This is a genomic window from Paraburkholderia sp. Clong3 (assembly GCF_050436485.1).
Taxonomy (GTDB): domain Bacteria; phylum Pseudomonadota; class Gammaproteobacteria; order Burkholderiales; family Burkholderiaceae; genus Paraburkholderia; species Paraburkholderia tuberum.
The window spans coordinates 638,031-651,958 of sequence record NZ_JBNDMH010000001.1; the positions used below are offsets into that span (position 1 = coordinate 638,031).

Annotated in this window: 9 protein-coding genes; 8 read left to right on the forward strand and 1 reads right to left on the reverse strand. The window is 63.0% G+C overall.

Translation table 11 applies throughout. The annotated features are described in order from the left end of the window. Positions 1-469 precede the first annotated feature (469 nt). The 6 genes from OKW30_RS03115 (at position 470) to OKW30_RS03140 (ending at position 10,066) form a co-directional block, all read left to right on the forward strand. Positions 470-1,558, forward strand: a complete 1,089-nt coding sequence (locus OKW30_RS03115) for an efflux RND transporter periplasmic adaptor subunit (protein WP_429346094.1) — start codon at positions 470-472, stop codon at positions 1,556-1,558. Further along, entirely contained in the window at positions 1,555-4,728 is a 3,174-nt protein-coding gene (locus OKW30_RS03120) for an efflux RND transporter permease subunit (RefSeq protein ID WP_184068373.1), read from the forward strand. Before OKW30_RS03115 ends, OKW30_RS03120 begins: the two co-directional genes overlap by 4 nt. Positions 4,729-4,730: 2 nt before the next feature. Then, positions 4,731-6,194: an efflux transporter outer membrane subunit gene (locus OKW30_RS03125; RefSeq protein ID WP_429346095.1), complete on the forward strand. Its 1,464-nt coding sequence runs from the start codon at positions 4,731-4,733 to the stop codon at positions 6,192-6,194. A gap of 182 nt (positions 6,195-6,376) precedes the next feature. Next, positions 6,377-7,717 (forward strand): paraquat-inducible protein A, encoded by a 1,341-nt coding sequence (locus OKW30_RS03130; protein ID WP_429345928.1) that lies wholly within the window; start codon positions 6,377-6,379, stop codon positions 7,715-7,717. Between the two features lie 67 nt (positions 7,718-7,784). Continuing rightward, positions 7,785-9,380, forward strand: a complete 1,596-nt coding sequence (locus OKW30_RS03135; RefSeq protein WP_429345929.1) for an intermembrane transport protein PqiB — start codon at positions 7,785-7,787, stop codon at positions 9,378-9,380. Then, entirely contained in the window at positions 9,377-10,066 is a 690-nt protein-coding gene (locus OKW30_RS03140) for a PqiC family protein (protein ID WP_429345930.1), read from the forward strand. Before OKW30_RS03135 ends, OKW30_RS03140 begins: the two co-directional genes overlap by 4 nt. Before the next feature lie 171 nt (positions 10,067-10,237). On the opposite strand, the gene OKW30_RS03145 is transcribed toward OKW30_RS03140, so the two are convergent. Next, a complete protein-coding gene (locus OKW30_RS03145; protein ID WP_184068385.1) occupies positions 10,238-10,981 on the reverse strand; it encodes a TetR/AcrR family transcriptional regulator in 744 nt (247 codons plus the stop codon). 223 nt (positions 10,982-11,204) lie between these two features. Here OKW30_RS03145 and OKW30_RS03150 point away from each other — a divergent pair, with 223 nt between their 5' ends. Both OKW30_RS03150 and OKW30_RS03155 read left to right on the forward strand, forming a co-directional pair. Beyond that, positions 11,205-12,785 carry an FAD-dependent monooxygenase gene (locus OKW30_RS03150; protein WP_429346096.1) on the forward strand — a complete coding sequence of 527 codons (1,581 nt, stop codon included), beginning with the start codon at positions 11,205-11,207 and terminating at the stop codon, positions 12,783-12,785. A gap of 57 nt (positions 12,786-12,842) precedes the next feature. Next, positions 12,843-13,913, forward strand: coding sequence for a VOC family protein (locus tag OKW30_RS03155; RefSeq protein ID WP_429345931.1), 1,071 nt, complete (start codon positions 12,843-12,845; stop codon positions 13,911-13,913). Positions 13,914-13,928: the final 15 nt, after the last annotated feature.

Consider the following 13,928-nt stretch of genomic DNA (forward strand, 5'->3'; position numbering starts at 1 on the left):
ATTCTAGATTTTTATGTCATAGTTGACAATATACTCAGTATTGGGTCTAATCTCACCCTCGACGCCGACAACCGGACGTACGAAGGACCCAACGATGCCGACGGAGCGAAAAAATTCCGTTAGCGGTCGATCCCAAGTCCTCGGCCGGAACTGACAGACCCGCAGATCACCGGGCGGTAGGCATGAACGGGCGCTGCCCCACGTACTGGTTGCGTGGAGGCACATCGAGATGGCAAGTACCGACATGCACGTCGATAAGTAGGACTAACGTATCAACGAAGCTTGTTTTATGCGTCCGCGCTGATAGCGAACCGTGCTTGCTGGCACTCGGGTTTGCACGGCATCGGGAAACTTTCTTACCAGGGTTATCACCCGTCTTGTGAACATCGTGAAACATTCCGGCCCTATCGCGCAGGCGCCTGCGCGTCGCTTCTTACCTTCCCTCGTCCAATCTCCGCAGTGCGCACGCATGGTGCTTGCGGCTTGCTGCGCGGTCATGCTCACGGCATGCCACCAGCGCGAAGCCGCCGCTCCAGAGCCGAAGCCCGTGGTCGCCCTGGCCGTCCATGCTGACGGGCGCACGGCAAGTGCGTCGCTGCCGGCTCAGGTGCAGGCGCGCTACTCCACGGCGCTTTCGTTCCGGGTGGGCGGCAAGATCATCGAACGGCGCGTTCGCCTCGGCGACGCCGTCAAGGCGGGACAGGTTGTTGCGCTGCTCGACCCGACCGATCTGCGCAGTAACCTTGCCAACGCGCGAGCGCAGCTCGATGCCGCCGAACACCGGTTCGTCTACGCGAAGCAGCAGCTCGATCGCGATCAGGCGCAGGCGCAGGCAAACCTGATTGCACCGGCGCAGCTCGAACAGACGCAGGACGCGTACGCATCCGCTGTTGCGCAGCGCGACTCGGCGCGCGCCCAGATGGCGCTCGCCTCGGACAATCTGCGCTATGCGACGCTGACAGCGGACCACGACGGCGTGATTACCTCGGAGGACGCCGACACGGGCCAGAACGTTCAGGCAACCCAATCCATCTATCACCTCGACTGGACGGGCGACGTAGACATCGTCTGCGACGCGCCCGAGCGCACGCTGAGCTCGCTGACAGTCGGCAGCATGGCGCGCGTAACGCTGCCGGCGCTACCCGGCAAGACCTTCGAGGCCCGCGTGCGCGAGGTGTCGCCTAGCGCTGATCCGCAAAGCCGCACCTGGCGCGTCAAGCTCACCCTGAACGCGCCCAGCCCTGCAGTGCGCCTCGGCATGACGGCCACCGTTGCGTTCGATGTCGTCGGTGACGCGTCGGGCGCACAGCCGTTCACTGTGCCGGTGACGGCGCTCTTTCATCAGGGCGAGAACCCTGCTGTCTGGGTGGTGCGTACCGGCACCGACACACTCGAGCTGCGTCCTGTGACGGTGCAGCGATACGACGAGCGCACGGTCTCCATCGCATCGGGCCTCCACGACGGCGACCGCGTCGTGGTGCAGGGTGTGCACGCCGTTAGCACGGGCCAGCACGTGCAGGTGGTGGCGCCCCTGCATCGGGAGGATTTCCCGTCATGAACTCCCGTGACCAAGAACCCGTGCGCGAGAGCGCGCCTGTCCCGTCTTCCGGGGCAGACAAATCTGGCGAAGGCGGCTTCAATCTTTCCTCCTGGGCGCTGCGTCATCAGCAGCTCGTGATCTTTCTGATCGGGCTCGTCACGCTTTTCGGCGTGATCGGTTATACGAAACTCGCTCAGTCGGAGGACCCGCCGTTCACCTTCCGCACGATGGTGATCAAGACCTATTGGCCCGGTGCGAGTGCGCGCGAGGTGCAGGAACAGATCACGGACCGGATCGGCCGCCAGCTACAGGCCGCGCCGAACATCGACAACATCAAGAGCTACTCGCGGCCTGGCGAGTCGATGATCTTCTTCGCCATGAAGGACTCCGCGCCCGTCAAGGAAGTGCCGGAAACCTGGTATCAGGTGCGCAAGAAGGTCGGCGACATTGCCGCGACGCTGCCGAAGGGAACCGTCGGCCCGTTTTTTAACGACGAATTCGGTGACGTCTACACCAACATCTATGCGCTTGAAGGCGACGGCTTTTCGCCGGCGCAACTGCACGACTACGCTGACAAGCTGCGAACAGTCCTGCTGCGCATACCCGGTGTGGCGAAGGTCGACTATTTTGGCGACCCCGATCAGCACATCTTCGTCGAGATATCGAATGCGCAGCTCACGCGGCTTTCGATCACGCCGCAACAGCTCGCGCAGGCGATCGACGCACAGAATGCCGTGGCGCCCGTCGGCACCATCACGACCGCGGACGACCGCGTGTTCGTGCGGCCGAGCGGCGCGCTCAAGGATGTGCAGGCGCTCTCCGACATGCTGATCACCATCAACAAGCGCACGTTCCGGCTGGGCGACATCGCGAAGGTCACACGCGGTTATGACGACCCGCCGGCGACCCAGATGCGCGTCGGCGGCCAGGCGGTGCTCGGCATCGGCGTGACGATGCAAAAGGGCGGCGACGTGATCGACCTCGGCAAGGCGCTCGACGCAAAAGCCGCCGAACTGCAGGCCACGCTGCCGGCGGGTCTGAAACTCGCGGCGGTTTCGAGCATGCCGCACGCGGTCAAGCACTCGGTGGACGAGTTCGTGAAATCGGTTGGCGAAGCGGTGGCGATCGTGCTGGTCGTGAGCCTCGTCTCGCTCGGCTTGCGCACCGGCATGGTCGTCGTGATCACGATTCCGATCGTGCTGGCGGTGACGGCGCTTTGCATGCACATCTTCAATATCGGGTTGGACAAGGTCTCGCTCGGTACGCTCGTGCTCGCGCTAGGCCTGCTCGTCGACGACGCGATCATCGCCGTCGAAATGATGGCGGTGAAGCTGGAACAGGGCTGGAGCCGGGCGCGCTCGGCAGCGTTCGCGTATACCAGCACTGCATTCCCGATGCTCACAGGCACGCTCGTCACCGTATGCGGCTTCCTGCCGATTGCGCTCGCCAAATCGAGCACGGGCGAATACACGCGTTCGATCTTCGAAGTGTCGGCCATCGCGCTGATCGTTTCGTGGTTCGCGGCCGTCGTGCTGGTGCCGTTGCTGGGTTATCACCTGCTGCCGGAACGCAAGCCTCAACCCGGCGGTGCACACCATGATCCGCATGAAATCGGCAACACCGGCTTCTACCGGCACCTGTCGGGATGGGTTGCGTGGTGCGTCGAGCGTCGCTGGGTCGTGCTCGGCGTCACCGTCGTGCTTTTCGCGATTTCCATGCTGGCCTTCACGCGCGTGCCGCAGCAGTTCTTCCCGAACTCGGAACGGCCGGAACTGCTGGTCGATCTGCGATTGCCGGAAGGCGCCTCGTTCGAAGCGACGCTGCGTGAAGCGAAGCGCCTGGAAAAAGTGCTCGACGGCAAAGCCGGGATCGACCACTTCGTCGACTTCGTCGGCACCGGCGCGCCGCGTTTTTACCTGACGCTCGACCAGCAGCTTCAACAGCCGAATTTCGCGCAGTTCGTGATTACCGCAAAAAGCGTGGAAAACCGCGAGGAACTGATGCGTTGGCTCGACGGCAAGCTCGAGAAGGACTTCTCCGGCGTGCGAGCGCGCGTCTCCCGGCTCGAGAATGGTCCGCCGGTCGGCTTCCCGATCAAATTCCGCGTGAGCGGCGACGATATCGCGACCGTCCGATCGATTGCGCAGACGGTGTCGGACAAGGTCCGCGCCGATCCCCGCACGCGCAACGTCCAGTTCGACTGGGACGAGCCGGCGGAGCGCTCGATCTCGTTCGAGATCGATCAGAACCGCGCGCGCCAGCTTGGCGTCACGTCGGAAGATGTGTCGAACTTCCTCGCGATGACGCTATCGGGCTACACGGTGACGCAGTACCGCGAGCGCGACAAGCTGATCAACGTCGATCTGCGTGCGCCCAAGAGCGAACGTGTCAATCCGGCGCAACTCACGAGCCTCGCGATTCCGACACCCCACGGCCCGGTGCCGCTCGGTTCGCTCGGCCACGTGCGCAATACGCTTGAGTACGGCGTCATCTGGCAACGCGACCGCCAGCCGACCATCACGGTGCAGGCGGACGTGCGCGGCGACGCGCAGGGCATCGACGTGACCCACGACATCGAACGTGCGCTCGCGGCGGAAACCGCCAAGCTGCCGGTCGGCTATCGCATTCAGGTGGGCGGCGCGGTCGAAGAAAGCGTGAAAGGCCAGACTTCGATCAATGCCGAAATGCCGTTGATGATCATCGCCGTGCTGCTGTTGTTGATGATCCAGCTCAAGAACTTCGCGCGGACCTTCATCGTCGTGCTGACGGCGCCGCTCGGCCTGATTGGCGTCGTGGCCGCGCTGCTGCTGTTCGGCAAGCCCTTCGGCTTCGTCGCGCTGCTGGGCGTGATTGCCATGTTCGGCATCATCATGCGCAACTCCGTGATTCTGGTCGACCAGATCGATCAGGACATCGCGGCAGGGCAGCCGCGCTTCGACGCGATTATCGGCGCAACGATAAGGCGTTTCAGGCCGATCATGCTGACGGCCGCCGCCGCCGTCCTCGCGCTGATTCCGCTGCTGCGCTCGGGCTTCTTCGGTCCGATGGCGACCGCACTGATGGGCGGTATCACGATTGCGACGGTACTGACCGTGTTCTTCCTGCCCGCGCTGTACGCGGCGTGTTTCAGGGTCCGGCACGACGAGCGCGGAACGCAACCGGTCGTCGCCGAGCAGATGGAGGTTTGATGATGAGCTTCGCCTACAAGACATCCGTGATGGCCGTGGCTGTGGCCATCGCACTGACGGCCTGCACGTTCGGCCCGAACGGCGCGCCCCCGGCGATGCCTTCGCCTGCGCACTACGGTGCCGAGGCACAGCCGGCGAAGACCGTCGCAGCGGGCGGCGTGGCGCAGCAGTTCGATATCGGCGCAGTGGGCGTTCCGCAATGGTGGCAGCTTTACCGGTCGGACGCGCTGAGTGCACTGGTCGAGGAAGGCTTGCGCAACAGCCCCACGCTCGGGGCTGCGCAGCGGACGCTCGCAGCCGCGCAGCACGAGCTGCGCGCCCAGGTCGGCGCATCGACGCTGCCTTCAATCGATGCTGCCGCACAAGTCGATCGCGGGCGTTCACCGCTTGTGCCCGGCATTGGCCCCAGCGAGGTTCGCTATAACTTTTTTGCCGGACAGTTTCTCGCGTCCTACACCTTTGACCTGTTCGGTGCGACGCGTTCGGCGAATGCGGCCAGCGCCGCTCGCGTAGACGTGCAGGCGTATCAACTGGAGGCGGCGCGGCGCGCGCTGGCGGCAAACATCGTCGGTACGACCATCAGCGTGGCGGCACTCGATCGCCAGATCGCGCTCACCGAACGGCTCGTCGCCGTGGCCAGGACGGCCGCGGACGAGGACCAGCACCGCTACGCACTCGGCTCGGTCTCGCGTGCGCAGGCGCTTGCGTCGACGCAGGATGCGGCTTCGGCTGCGGCGAGTCTTCCTGCGTTACGCCAGCAGCGCGCCACAGCCATCCATGCGCTCGCGGTGCTGATGGGGCGCACGCCGGACAACGCCCCGGCCGTTCCCGATCTCGACAGCCTGACGTTGCCCGAACACGTGCCCGTCGTGGTGCCGTCGGACCTGCTGCGTTCGCGCCCCGACATTCAGGCAGCCGACGCCGCCGTGAAGGCCGCCGCCGCCGATGTCGGCGCTGCGACCGCGCAGCTCTTTCCGAGCCTGTCGCTGACGGCCTCGATGGGCCGCGGCGCCTTTAGCTGGCCGGAGCTTCTCTCGGGCGCGGGCGGGCTGTGGGCGATCGGTGCGGGACTGTCGCAGCCGATTTTCCATGGCGGCGCGCTGTTCGCGCACCGCAAGGCGTCGATCGATGCTTACGATGCGGCGGTGCTGAACTACAAGTCCACCGTTCTGTCGGCGTTCCAGAATGTCGCGGATTCGCTTGCCGCGCTGGATAACGACGCACAGACACTCGCGTCGACTGAAGCAGCGGCACAGGCAGCGCAGGCGGGATTCGACGATACCGCGTCGCGCCGCCGCATGGGTTCGCTGCCGTCAACGGCACAGTATGCCAGCGAGCAGCGCTTTCTCAACGCACAGATCGGCGCCGTGCGCGCGGCAAGCCAGCGCATGAACGATACCGTCGCACTGTTCCAGGCGATGGGCGAACTGCCGCCGGGCCAGCCGCAAACAGCGTCGTCGCAATGATCGCGTGTCGATGAAGACGGGAAGAGCGACCTGCCGATCAGGCCGCTCTTCCTCGACTGTACCGGCGGGTATCGGAGCAGTCGTTTTCTATCCGAAATCAGAATGCGCCCACGCACGGGAAGGTCAAGCCGGACTTCACGTGCATCGAACGCGCCAGAACTTCAGGTTGTCCAGTTCCCTGTATGGAATATAAGAAACTGATCGCCTGTCACGAGTGCGATCTGCTGTTTCGCAAGCCTCTGCTGCGGGGCGGGCAGACGGCGAGCTGCTCGCGCTGCCGTGCGGGCCTGGAAGGAACGCAGGGAGCGGGCGTGCCGCTCGACCGGATTGGTGCGCTCACCGTTGCAGCTTTGATCACATTCTGTATTGCGCAGGCTTTCCCGGTCATACAACTGCAGACCAACGGTATGACGTCGGCGGCGACGCTATTCGGCGCGGTGCGCTCGTTGTGGACGGGGGACATGCGCATCGTCGCAACGATGGTCTTTTGCTCGGCGATCCTGTTTCCGCTGATCGAACTCCTCGCCCTTCTCTATGTGCTGGTTCCGCTGCGCCTTGGCAAGGTAGTACGTCATTTCAATCGAATGCTTCGCGTCGTGCAGCTCATCCGTCCATGGGGCATGATCGAAGTGTTCATGCTCGGCGTGGTCATCACGATCGTGAAAATGGTCAGCATGGCGCAGGTGATCCTTGGGCCAGGACTGTTTGCATTCGGTGCACTCACGTTGATGTTGGCGTTTCTCGCCACTTTCGACCCGCGCGTGCTCTGGTCGACGCGGGACGAAATAAAGTTTCGACAACCCGCTGAGATCCGCTGGACCAGAGTGAAGCGCAGGTGCACCGCGCGAGCCCCGACGTTCTTCGGCCTGAAGCCCGCGCCGGCGGCGCATATGACGGCGCGCAGCGCCGGGCTCATAGCCTGTCATACCTGTGGACTGGTGCAGAAGCACATCGCGGCGTCGTCAGAGCAGCGCTGCTCGCGGTGCGAATCGGTGCTGCACACGCGCCATCCCGATAGCGTGACGCGCACGTCGAGTCTGGTTCTTGCCGCCGCGCTCGCCTACATACCCGCGAATCTGTTGCCGATCATGCACGCGTCATCCCTCGGCCACTCGGAGGACGACACGATCCTCGGCGGCGTGGCGTACTTCTGGACTTCAGGCGACTGGCCGCTCGCCGTCGTCGTGTTCGTAGCCAGCGTCGTGGTGCCGATGCTCAAACTCGCCATTCTCACGCTGCAGATCGTAGCGGCCCGTCGCAGTCCGGACTGGCAGCCGCTCGAACGCGCGAGGCTGCATCGGCTCGTCGAGTGCGTGGGCCGGTGGTCGATGCTCGATATCTTCGTTGTCGCACTGACGGTCGCGCTGGTGCATTTCGGTTCGTTTGCGGTTGTCACTGCCGGTCCGGGCGCGCTGGCTTTCGGCGCGGTGGTGATTCTCACCATGCTCGCGTCGCATCAATTCGATCCGCGGCTGATCTGGGACAACGTCCGCTGCGGGCCAGCGCGTGGTTCACGGCGATGAACGAATACCGTTCTAGCGGCGTCCGCACTCCTAAATAACCTCACATTTGCGAACTACTCTCCGAGCGATGCATCTTCCCACGCCACCCAGACCTGACATCAAGCCGCGAAAACGCTGGATTCCCTCCCTCATCTGGTTAGTGCCGCTCATCTGTGCGCTGATCGGTGTGGCGCTGGTAGTCAAATCCGTCACCGACAAGGGACCGACAGTGACGGTCACGTTCGGCAACGCTGAGGGCATGGAGGCGGGCAAAACGAAGGTCAAATACAAGGACGTGGAGATCGGTTCGGTACAGGCGGTCGCGCTGTCAAAGGACCTGCAGCACGTCATCGTCACGATCGAGCTGACCAAACAGGCAGAAAAATTCGCAAGCCGCGGCACGCGCTTCTGGGTGGTTCGCCCGCGCGTGGGCGCTAACGGCATCTCGGGCCTCGGTACGCTGCTCTCCGGCGCGTATATCGGTGTCGACGTCGGGAAGTCTTTGGAAAGGCAAACCACATTTGTCGGCCTCGAAAGTCCGCCGATCGTCACGTCCGGGCAGCCGGGGCATCAATATACGCTGAGGGGCGACTCCTTGGGCTCCGTCGATATCGGCGCGCCGATTTTCTACCATCGCATCCAGGTAGGCCAGGTGGTCGGCTTCTCGCTCGATCCGCACGGCACCGGTGTCATCGTCAATGTTTTCGTCAATGCCCCGTTTGACCAGTATGTCGGCACCAATACACGGTGGTGGCACGCAAGCGGTGTTGACCTCCGTCTCGATTCGAATGGATTGAAGCTCAATACACAATCTCTGGCGACGGTGGTCGTCGGAGGCCTGGCGTTCCAGTCGCCGCCGGGTCAGGACGCCGGACAACCGGCCGCTGACAAGGCGGCGTTCCGACTCGCATCGGACGAGTCGGACGCGATGCGCGAGCCCGACGGCGCGCCGCTCAATGTCGTGATGCGGTTCAACCAGTCGCTGCGCGGCCTGTCTGTCGGCGCTCCTGTCGACCTTCGAGGCATCGCGCTGGGGCAGGTGACGGACATCGGTATCGAATATAACGAAAAGGAGAAGAGTTTCAGCATGAAGGTATCGCTGGCGCTGTATCCCGACCGGCTCAGCCGGCGCTCCAACGAAGCGCTACCGGCTCCGAACTCGCAGGGTGGTCATGCGTTGCTGCAAAACCTCGTCATGGAGGGAATGCGCGGTCAGTTGCGAACCGGCAACCTGCTGACAGGCCAGCTATTCGTGGCGCTCGACATGTTTCCGAAAGCGCCTCGGGCGAGCGTCGATGTTCATCGCAATCCTATTGAACTGCCGACTGTGCCTAACACCCTTGACGAACTTCAGGTGCAGATTGCCGATATTGCGAGGAAGCTGAATCAGGTGCCGTTCGACAAGATCGGAGCCAATCTTAACGGCGCACTTGAAAACGCCAACAAGCTGTTCGGGCACATGGACACAGAGGTCGTTCCGCAAGCCCGCGACACCCTGGCGGCCGCGCAGAAAACCTTCAGTACCGCCGAAACGACGCTCCGGCAGACCGCGCCCCTGCAGTCGGACATCCAGGATGCGATGCAGGAACTGACGCGCACCCTGCAATCCCTCAATGCGCTCGCCGATTATCTGGAACGTCATCCCCAGGCGCTCCTGTTCGGCAAGAAAGGAGACCAACGATGAAACTGATCCAATCCCGCGTGTGGCGCGCGATCGCCCGTATTGCGACCGTCATGGGTCTGGCCGCGCTGAGCGCCTGTGCTTCCCCGCCGGCCCGCTTCTATACCCTCGGCACTGACAGCGAACCGACGCGCGCAAACGTTACGGTCAGTCCGGCCTTCCGGATCGACATGCGCATGGTGAAGGTGCCGGTTTCAGTGGCAAGGAGCCAGCTCGTCGTACAGGTCGATGCGGCGCGCGTCAGGATTCTGGAAGACGAGCGCTGGGCATCGCCGCTTGCAGACGAGATCCGCAATGCGCTGCTCGCGGCCGCGACTCGACAGGCGGGCGGCCCCGACACGTACCGGTCTGGTCACGCCGAGGACGCTCGCACGTATCAGGTCTCCGTCGACGTGCAGCGTTTTGAATCGTGGCCGAGCTCACACGCGCTGCTTGACGTCACCTGGAGTGTACGCAAGTCGAACGACTCACGAACATTGACCTGCCGCAGCATAGTCAGCCAGCCCGTATCGGCCGGCTACGATGCACTCGTCAACGGCCATCGAGTCGCAGTGAGAAGGATAGGCACTCAAATTGGCGAAGTCGTCCGGGAATTTTCGGCGGCGCCTAGCGTGTCCGCCGTTGCACCGGCGCGCATCCCTGCGAGTACGAGAAGTTCGGCGTTGTTATGCCCGGCGCTAGCAGGCTGAACCGATTCTGGAATTGGTGCATCACGCCGACAAGGAGCGCGAGCTGATTGCTAGCGTCGAGGCTTTAGCAGGTGATTGAGCTTAATCGCTAGCGGCCCGACCGGGCTTCTTCGCCGGGCCGCACCCGGCTGACTTCAGGCCGATCAGACCGATGGCGCCGGACCTCTTGATTCAATCGGCGTCGACAGTCTCCTCCACGACCGGCAGCGGACGCGCTGCAATCTTCTCCGCCTCCGCGCGCTTGAGTCCGAGTGTCTGCAGCAGCACTGCTGCAGTACGCTCAGGGAAGTGCTCCCCGCTAAAGCCAAGCTCCTTGAGTACGCTTGCCGCGGGCGCGCCCGGTGCGACGAAGTTCAGCTCGGCGGCGATTGCACAGAGGACCGTACCGGCTACCGCAAGAAATCCGATGAACGGGTCGGCGACCACAAAGCGCTTCACGGCAATGCCATTCACAATGTCGCGCAGCAGCCGCTGGCCCAGTCCGCGGCTCATCGCATGCGTCGGAATAAACCCTTCACGTACCAGGAAACGTCCCCACACGGGGTCTTGCTGCGCACGCAGGACCGTATGACGCACGGCGACAGCGATCACCTCGGCCGGGTCGGAAAGGCCAGCGGCGAGGCGATCCATCATGTTAGCGAAATCCTCGAACACCTCGTCGACAAGCGTCGCGTAAATCGCCTCCTTCGATTCAAAGTGGTTGTAGAACGAGCCAAAGCCGACATCAGCGGCTTCGGTGATTTCATTGATCGCCACGCCCTCCATGCCTTTTTCGGCCATCAGTCTGAGGGCGGCGTCGAGCAGACGGGCACGCGTCTCGCGCTTGCGACGCGCACCGCGCGGCTCGCGTTGTTCGGGAACGGCAACCGGGGCGACTGGCGCCGCACGGGTAGGACGCTTTGTAGTGTTCGGCATGATGGATCCAAGCTTGGTTATGCCTAAGTATAGATCGTAATGTCTAGGTTGACAAAACGGTCAAGAATGACTTTAATGTCATTAAAGACGACCCGAAGGCCGGCCTTACATACAAGTACAACAGACAACATCTGGAGTGACTGTGGAGACAGCAGCAAAGGACGACGCCGCGCCGTGGAGCCGGCATGAACAGGTTCGTCCGCCGATTGGCGCATTACCGTCGGTGGTTGACGTCTTACTGGTGGGTTGCGGACCTGTCGGTGCAACGATTGCCAATCTACTGGCGCGCTACGGCGTGCATGTATTGATTGTCGACAAGTCGACCGAGGTTTCCATCGCGCGCCAGGCAATCGAGTTGGATAACGACGCGCTGCGCATCCTTCAGCTTGCGGGCATTGGGGAGCCCGATTTCGAGACCAGCACCATTCCATATGTGCGGATGAGAACGCCCAGCCTGGGGCAGGTCGGCCAGATCAGTTCGGCGAGCCGCCAGGATGGCTATCAGAAGCCCGTCACGTTGTACCAGCACGAACTTGAGCGGTGCCTGCGGGCCCGGCTCGAGAAATACGACTGTGTGCATATCGCGCCAGGTGTCGAACTGGGGAGCTTCACGGAAGAAGGCGACCATGTGCTCGTGTCGCTGGAGCTTGATCACGGCCGCCCTCACATCGTCCGGGCGCGCTACGTGGTCGGTGCAGACGGGGCGTATTCACTGGTTCGGCAGACTATCGGGCCGCACTTCTGGGGTAAGACATTTGCCGAGGAATGGCTCGTTACCGCTGCGCGGCATCTTTCGCGCCCAGCCGATGATATCGAGTTCATCTCCGATCACCGTCCGCCAAACCGGTGCATGGTCGGTCGCAGCGGGCGTGAGCGCTGGAAGTTCATGCTGCAGCCGGACGAGCGCCACGAGAACATGAAAGCCGAGGTCCGCATACGCGAGGTGGTCGCTCCATCGGGCAACCCGGAAGACTCGATGATCGAGCGCAAGGCGGTGTATCGCTTCCGATCGCGAACCCTTAATGCATTCAGCCGGGGGCGTGTGTTCTTCGCGGGCGACGCCGCGCACATTGGGCCTCCATCCGTCGGCCGAGGGTTGGCCGCGGGACTGCGAGATGCCGCCAACCTGTGCTGGAAGCTTGCATGGGTGGTGCAGGGGCGAGCGGATTCACGCATTCTCGACACTTACGACGAGGAGAGGCGGCCCCACGAGAAGGCGATAACAAAGCTCGCAAGGTTCATGAGAAAGCTCGTCACGCCGCGCAATGGCGGCATTGCCTTGTGGGCTCATGGGCTAATGCAATTGTCGCCACCGGTGCTCCCGCTGCGTGCGCAGCCCGAGGAATCGCAGATCCAGCCGAAAAAAACAACTAGAAGAGGTGTGTTTGTCAAAGGCCGCTCGCCGACGAAGCTTGTGCGCGGCGCAGTCATTGGGCAGGGGCGGGTACGTGGTTCGGATGGCAAGGCGCGTCCGAGCGACGAGGTGTTCGGGCAGGGTCTGGTGCTGATTGGATTTGGCACAGATGCCCGAGCCTCGCTTGATTCTTCTGAGGCAGCAGCCTTCGCGCGTGCCGGCGGAAGCACTGTGCAGATCGCACACCGTGGAGAGCGGCCGCATCTCGCTCGGCATGACAGCTGGGAGGACCTCGACGGTGTGTTCCTTCCGCGTCTCGTACCGGTTGGTTGGGCCGCCGTGGTGCGGCCCGACAAGACCGTCGTTCACGATGGCCCGGCGACCGATGCGTCGCGGCTCGTGCGCGAGAGTCTTTCCTTGCTAGGTCAGCACTGCTGGGTCATGCAGTGATCGCGAAGCCGCATGCCATCTCGAAACCCCATTCACACCGTGTGATCTCTTATCGCCATGAACCTGACCACAGTACAACCAGCCCGTCACCCCGATCCTACGACGAAAGCGTCGGCATTGGCCTATCTGATATTCGACCGGCCAGATCTCGAGAAAGCCGAGCAATTTCTCAGTGACTTCGGGCTCCGAACGGTATCGCGCGGTGAAGCGCTCCTGCTGCTGCGGGGAACGGGTGCCTCACACTTCTGCTATGTCGTCCGGAAGGCCTCGAAATCCCGGTTCGTTGGTTTTGGGCTACAGGTCGACAACAGGGCCGAGCTTGATGCACTTGCAAAACTGCCGGGCGCCTCGGACGTCGAACGCTCGCCCCTGCCCGGCGGCGGCTATACGGTACGGCTGACCGATCCTTCAGGCTTTCGCGTCGACGCGATATGGGGCCAGCAGCCAGCTTCGACGTTGTCTCATCGGCCACCCTTGCCGTTCAACTCCGTGGATGCGACGGTCCGGATCAACGGGACGCAGCGACCGCCCGAAGGCGCGCCGGAAATTATCCGGCTCGGACACGTCGTGCTCGAACTCGTCGACTATCAGGAAACCTGCGCGTGGTATACGCGGCATTTCGGCTTCATCCCCAGCGATGTGCAGGTGCTTCCCGATGGTTCGCCCGCCGTCGCGTTCATGCGGCTCGATCTCGGCGACAAGCCAGCCGATCACCATACGCTCGCGCTTGCACAAGGCTTCGTGCCCACCTACAGCCATAGCGCGTACGAAGTCGTTGACGCCGACGCGGTTGGCATGGGCCAACGCATTCTGCGCGACAAAGGTTGGACGCACGCATGGGGGATCGGCCGACATATCCTGGGCAGCCAGGTGTTCGACTACTGGCAGGATCCGTGGGGAGACAAGCACGAGCACTATTGCGACGGCGACCTCTTTACGGCGGACGCGCCGACGGGTGTCCATGCCGTGAGCCGCGAAGCGATGGCGCAATGGGGACCGACGATGCCACGCAGCTTCACGAAGCCCAGGTTCACACCCGCGAGCGTCGTGGCACTTTTCAGAAACCTGCGCCGCAGCCCCGACCTGACGTTGAGCAAGCTGCGCACGTTGGCGAAGCTTTTCGCCTGAACCACCCCACTTTCA

What these genes read in the sequence shown, in the direction of transcription:
- OKW30_RS03145 (WP_184068385.1), bottom strand. Translation starts at nt 10,981, where the DNA reads ATGCCGAACACTACAAAGCGTCCTACCCGTGCGGCGCCAGTCGCCCCG.
- OKW30_RS03140 (WP_429345930.1), top strand. Translation starts at nt 9,377, where the DNA reads ATGAAACTGATCCAATCCCGCGTGTGGCGCGCGATCGCCCGTATTGCG.
- OKW30_RS03130 (WP_429345928.1), top strand. Translation starts at nt 6,377, where the DNA reads ATGGAATATAAGAAACTGATCGCCTGTCACGAGTGCGATCTGCTGTTT.
- OKW30_RS03120 (WP_184068373.1), top strand. Translation starts at nt 1,555, where the DNA reads ATGAACTCCCGTGACCAAGAACCCGTGCGCGAGAGCGCGCCTGTCCCG.
- OKW30_RS03115 (WP_429346094.1), top strand. Translation starts at nt 470, where the DNA reads ATGGTGCTTGCGGCTTGCTGCGCGGTCATGCTCACGGCATGCCACCAG.
- OKW30_RS03155 (WP_429345931.1), top strand. Translation starts at nt 12,843, where the DNA reads ATGAACCTGACCACAGTACAACCAGCCCGTCACCCCGATCCTACGACG.
- OKW30_RS03125 (WP_429346095.1), top strand. Translation starts at nt 4,731, where the DNA reads ATGAGCTTCGCCTACAAGACATCCGTGATGGCCGTGGCTGTGGCCATC.
- OKW30_RS03135 (WP_429345929.1), top strand. Translation starts at nt 7,785, where the DNA reads ATGCATCTTCCCACGCCACCCAGACCTGACATCAAGCCGCGAAAACGC.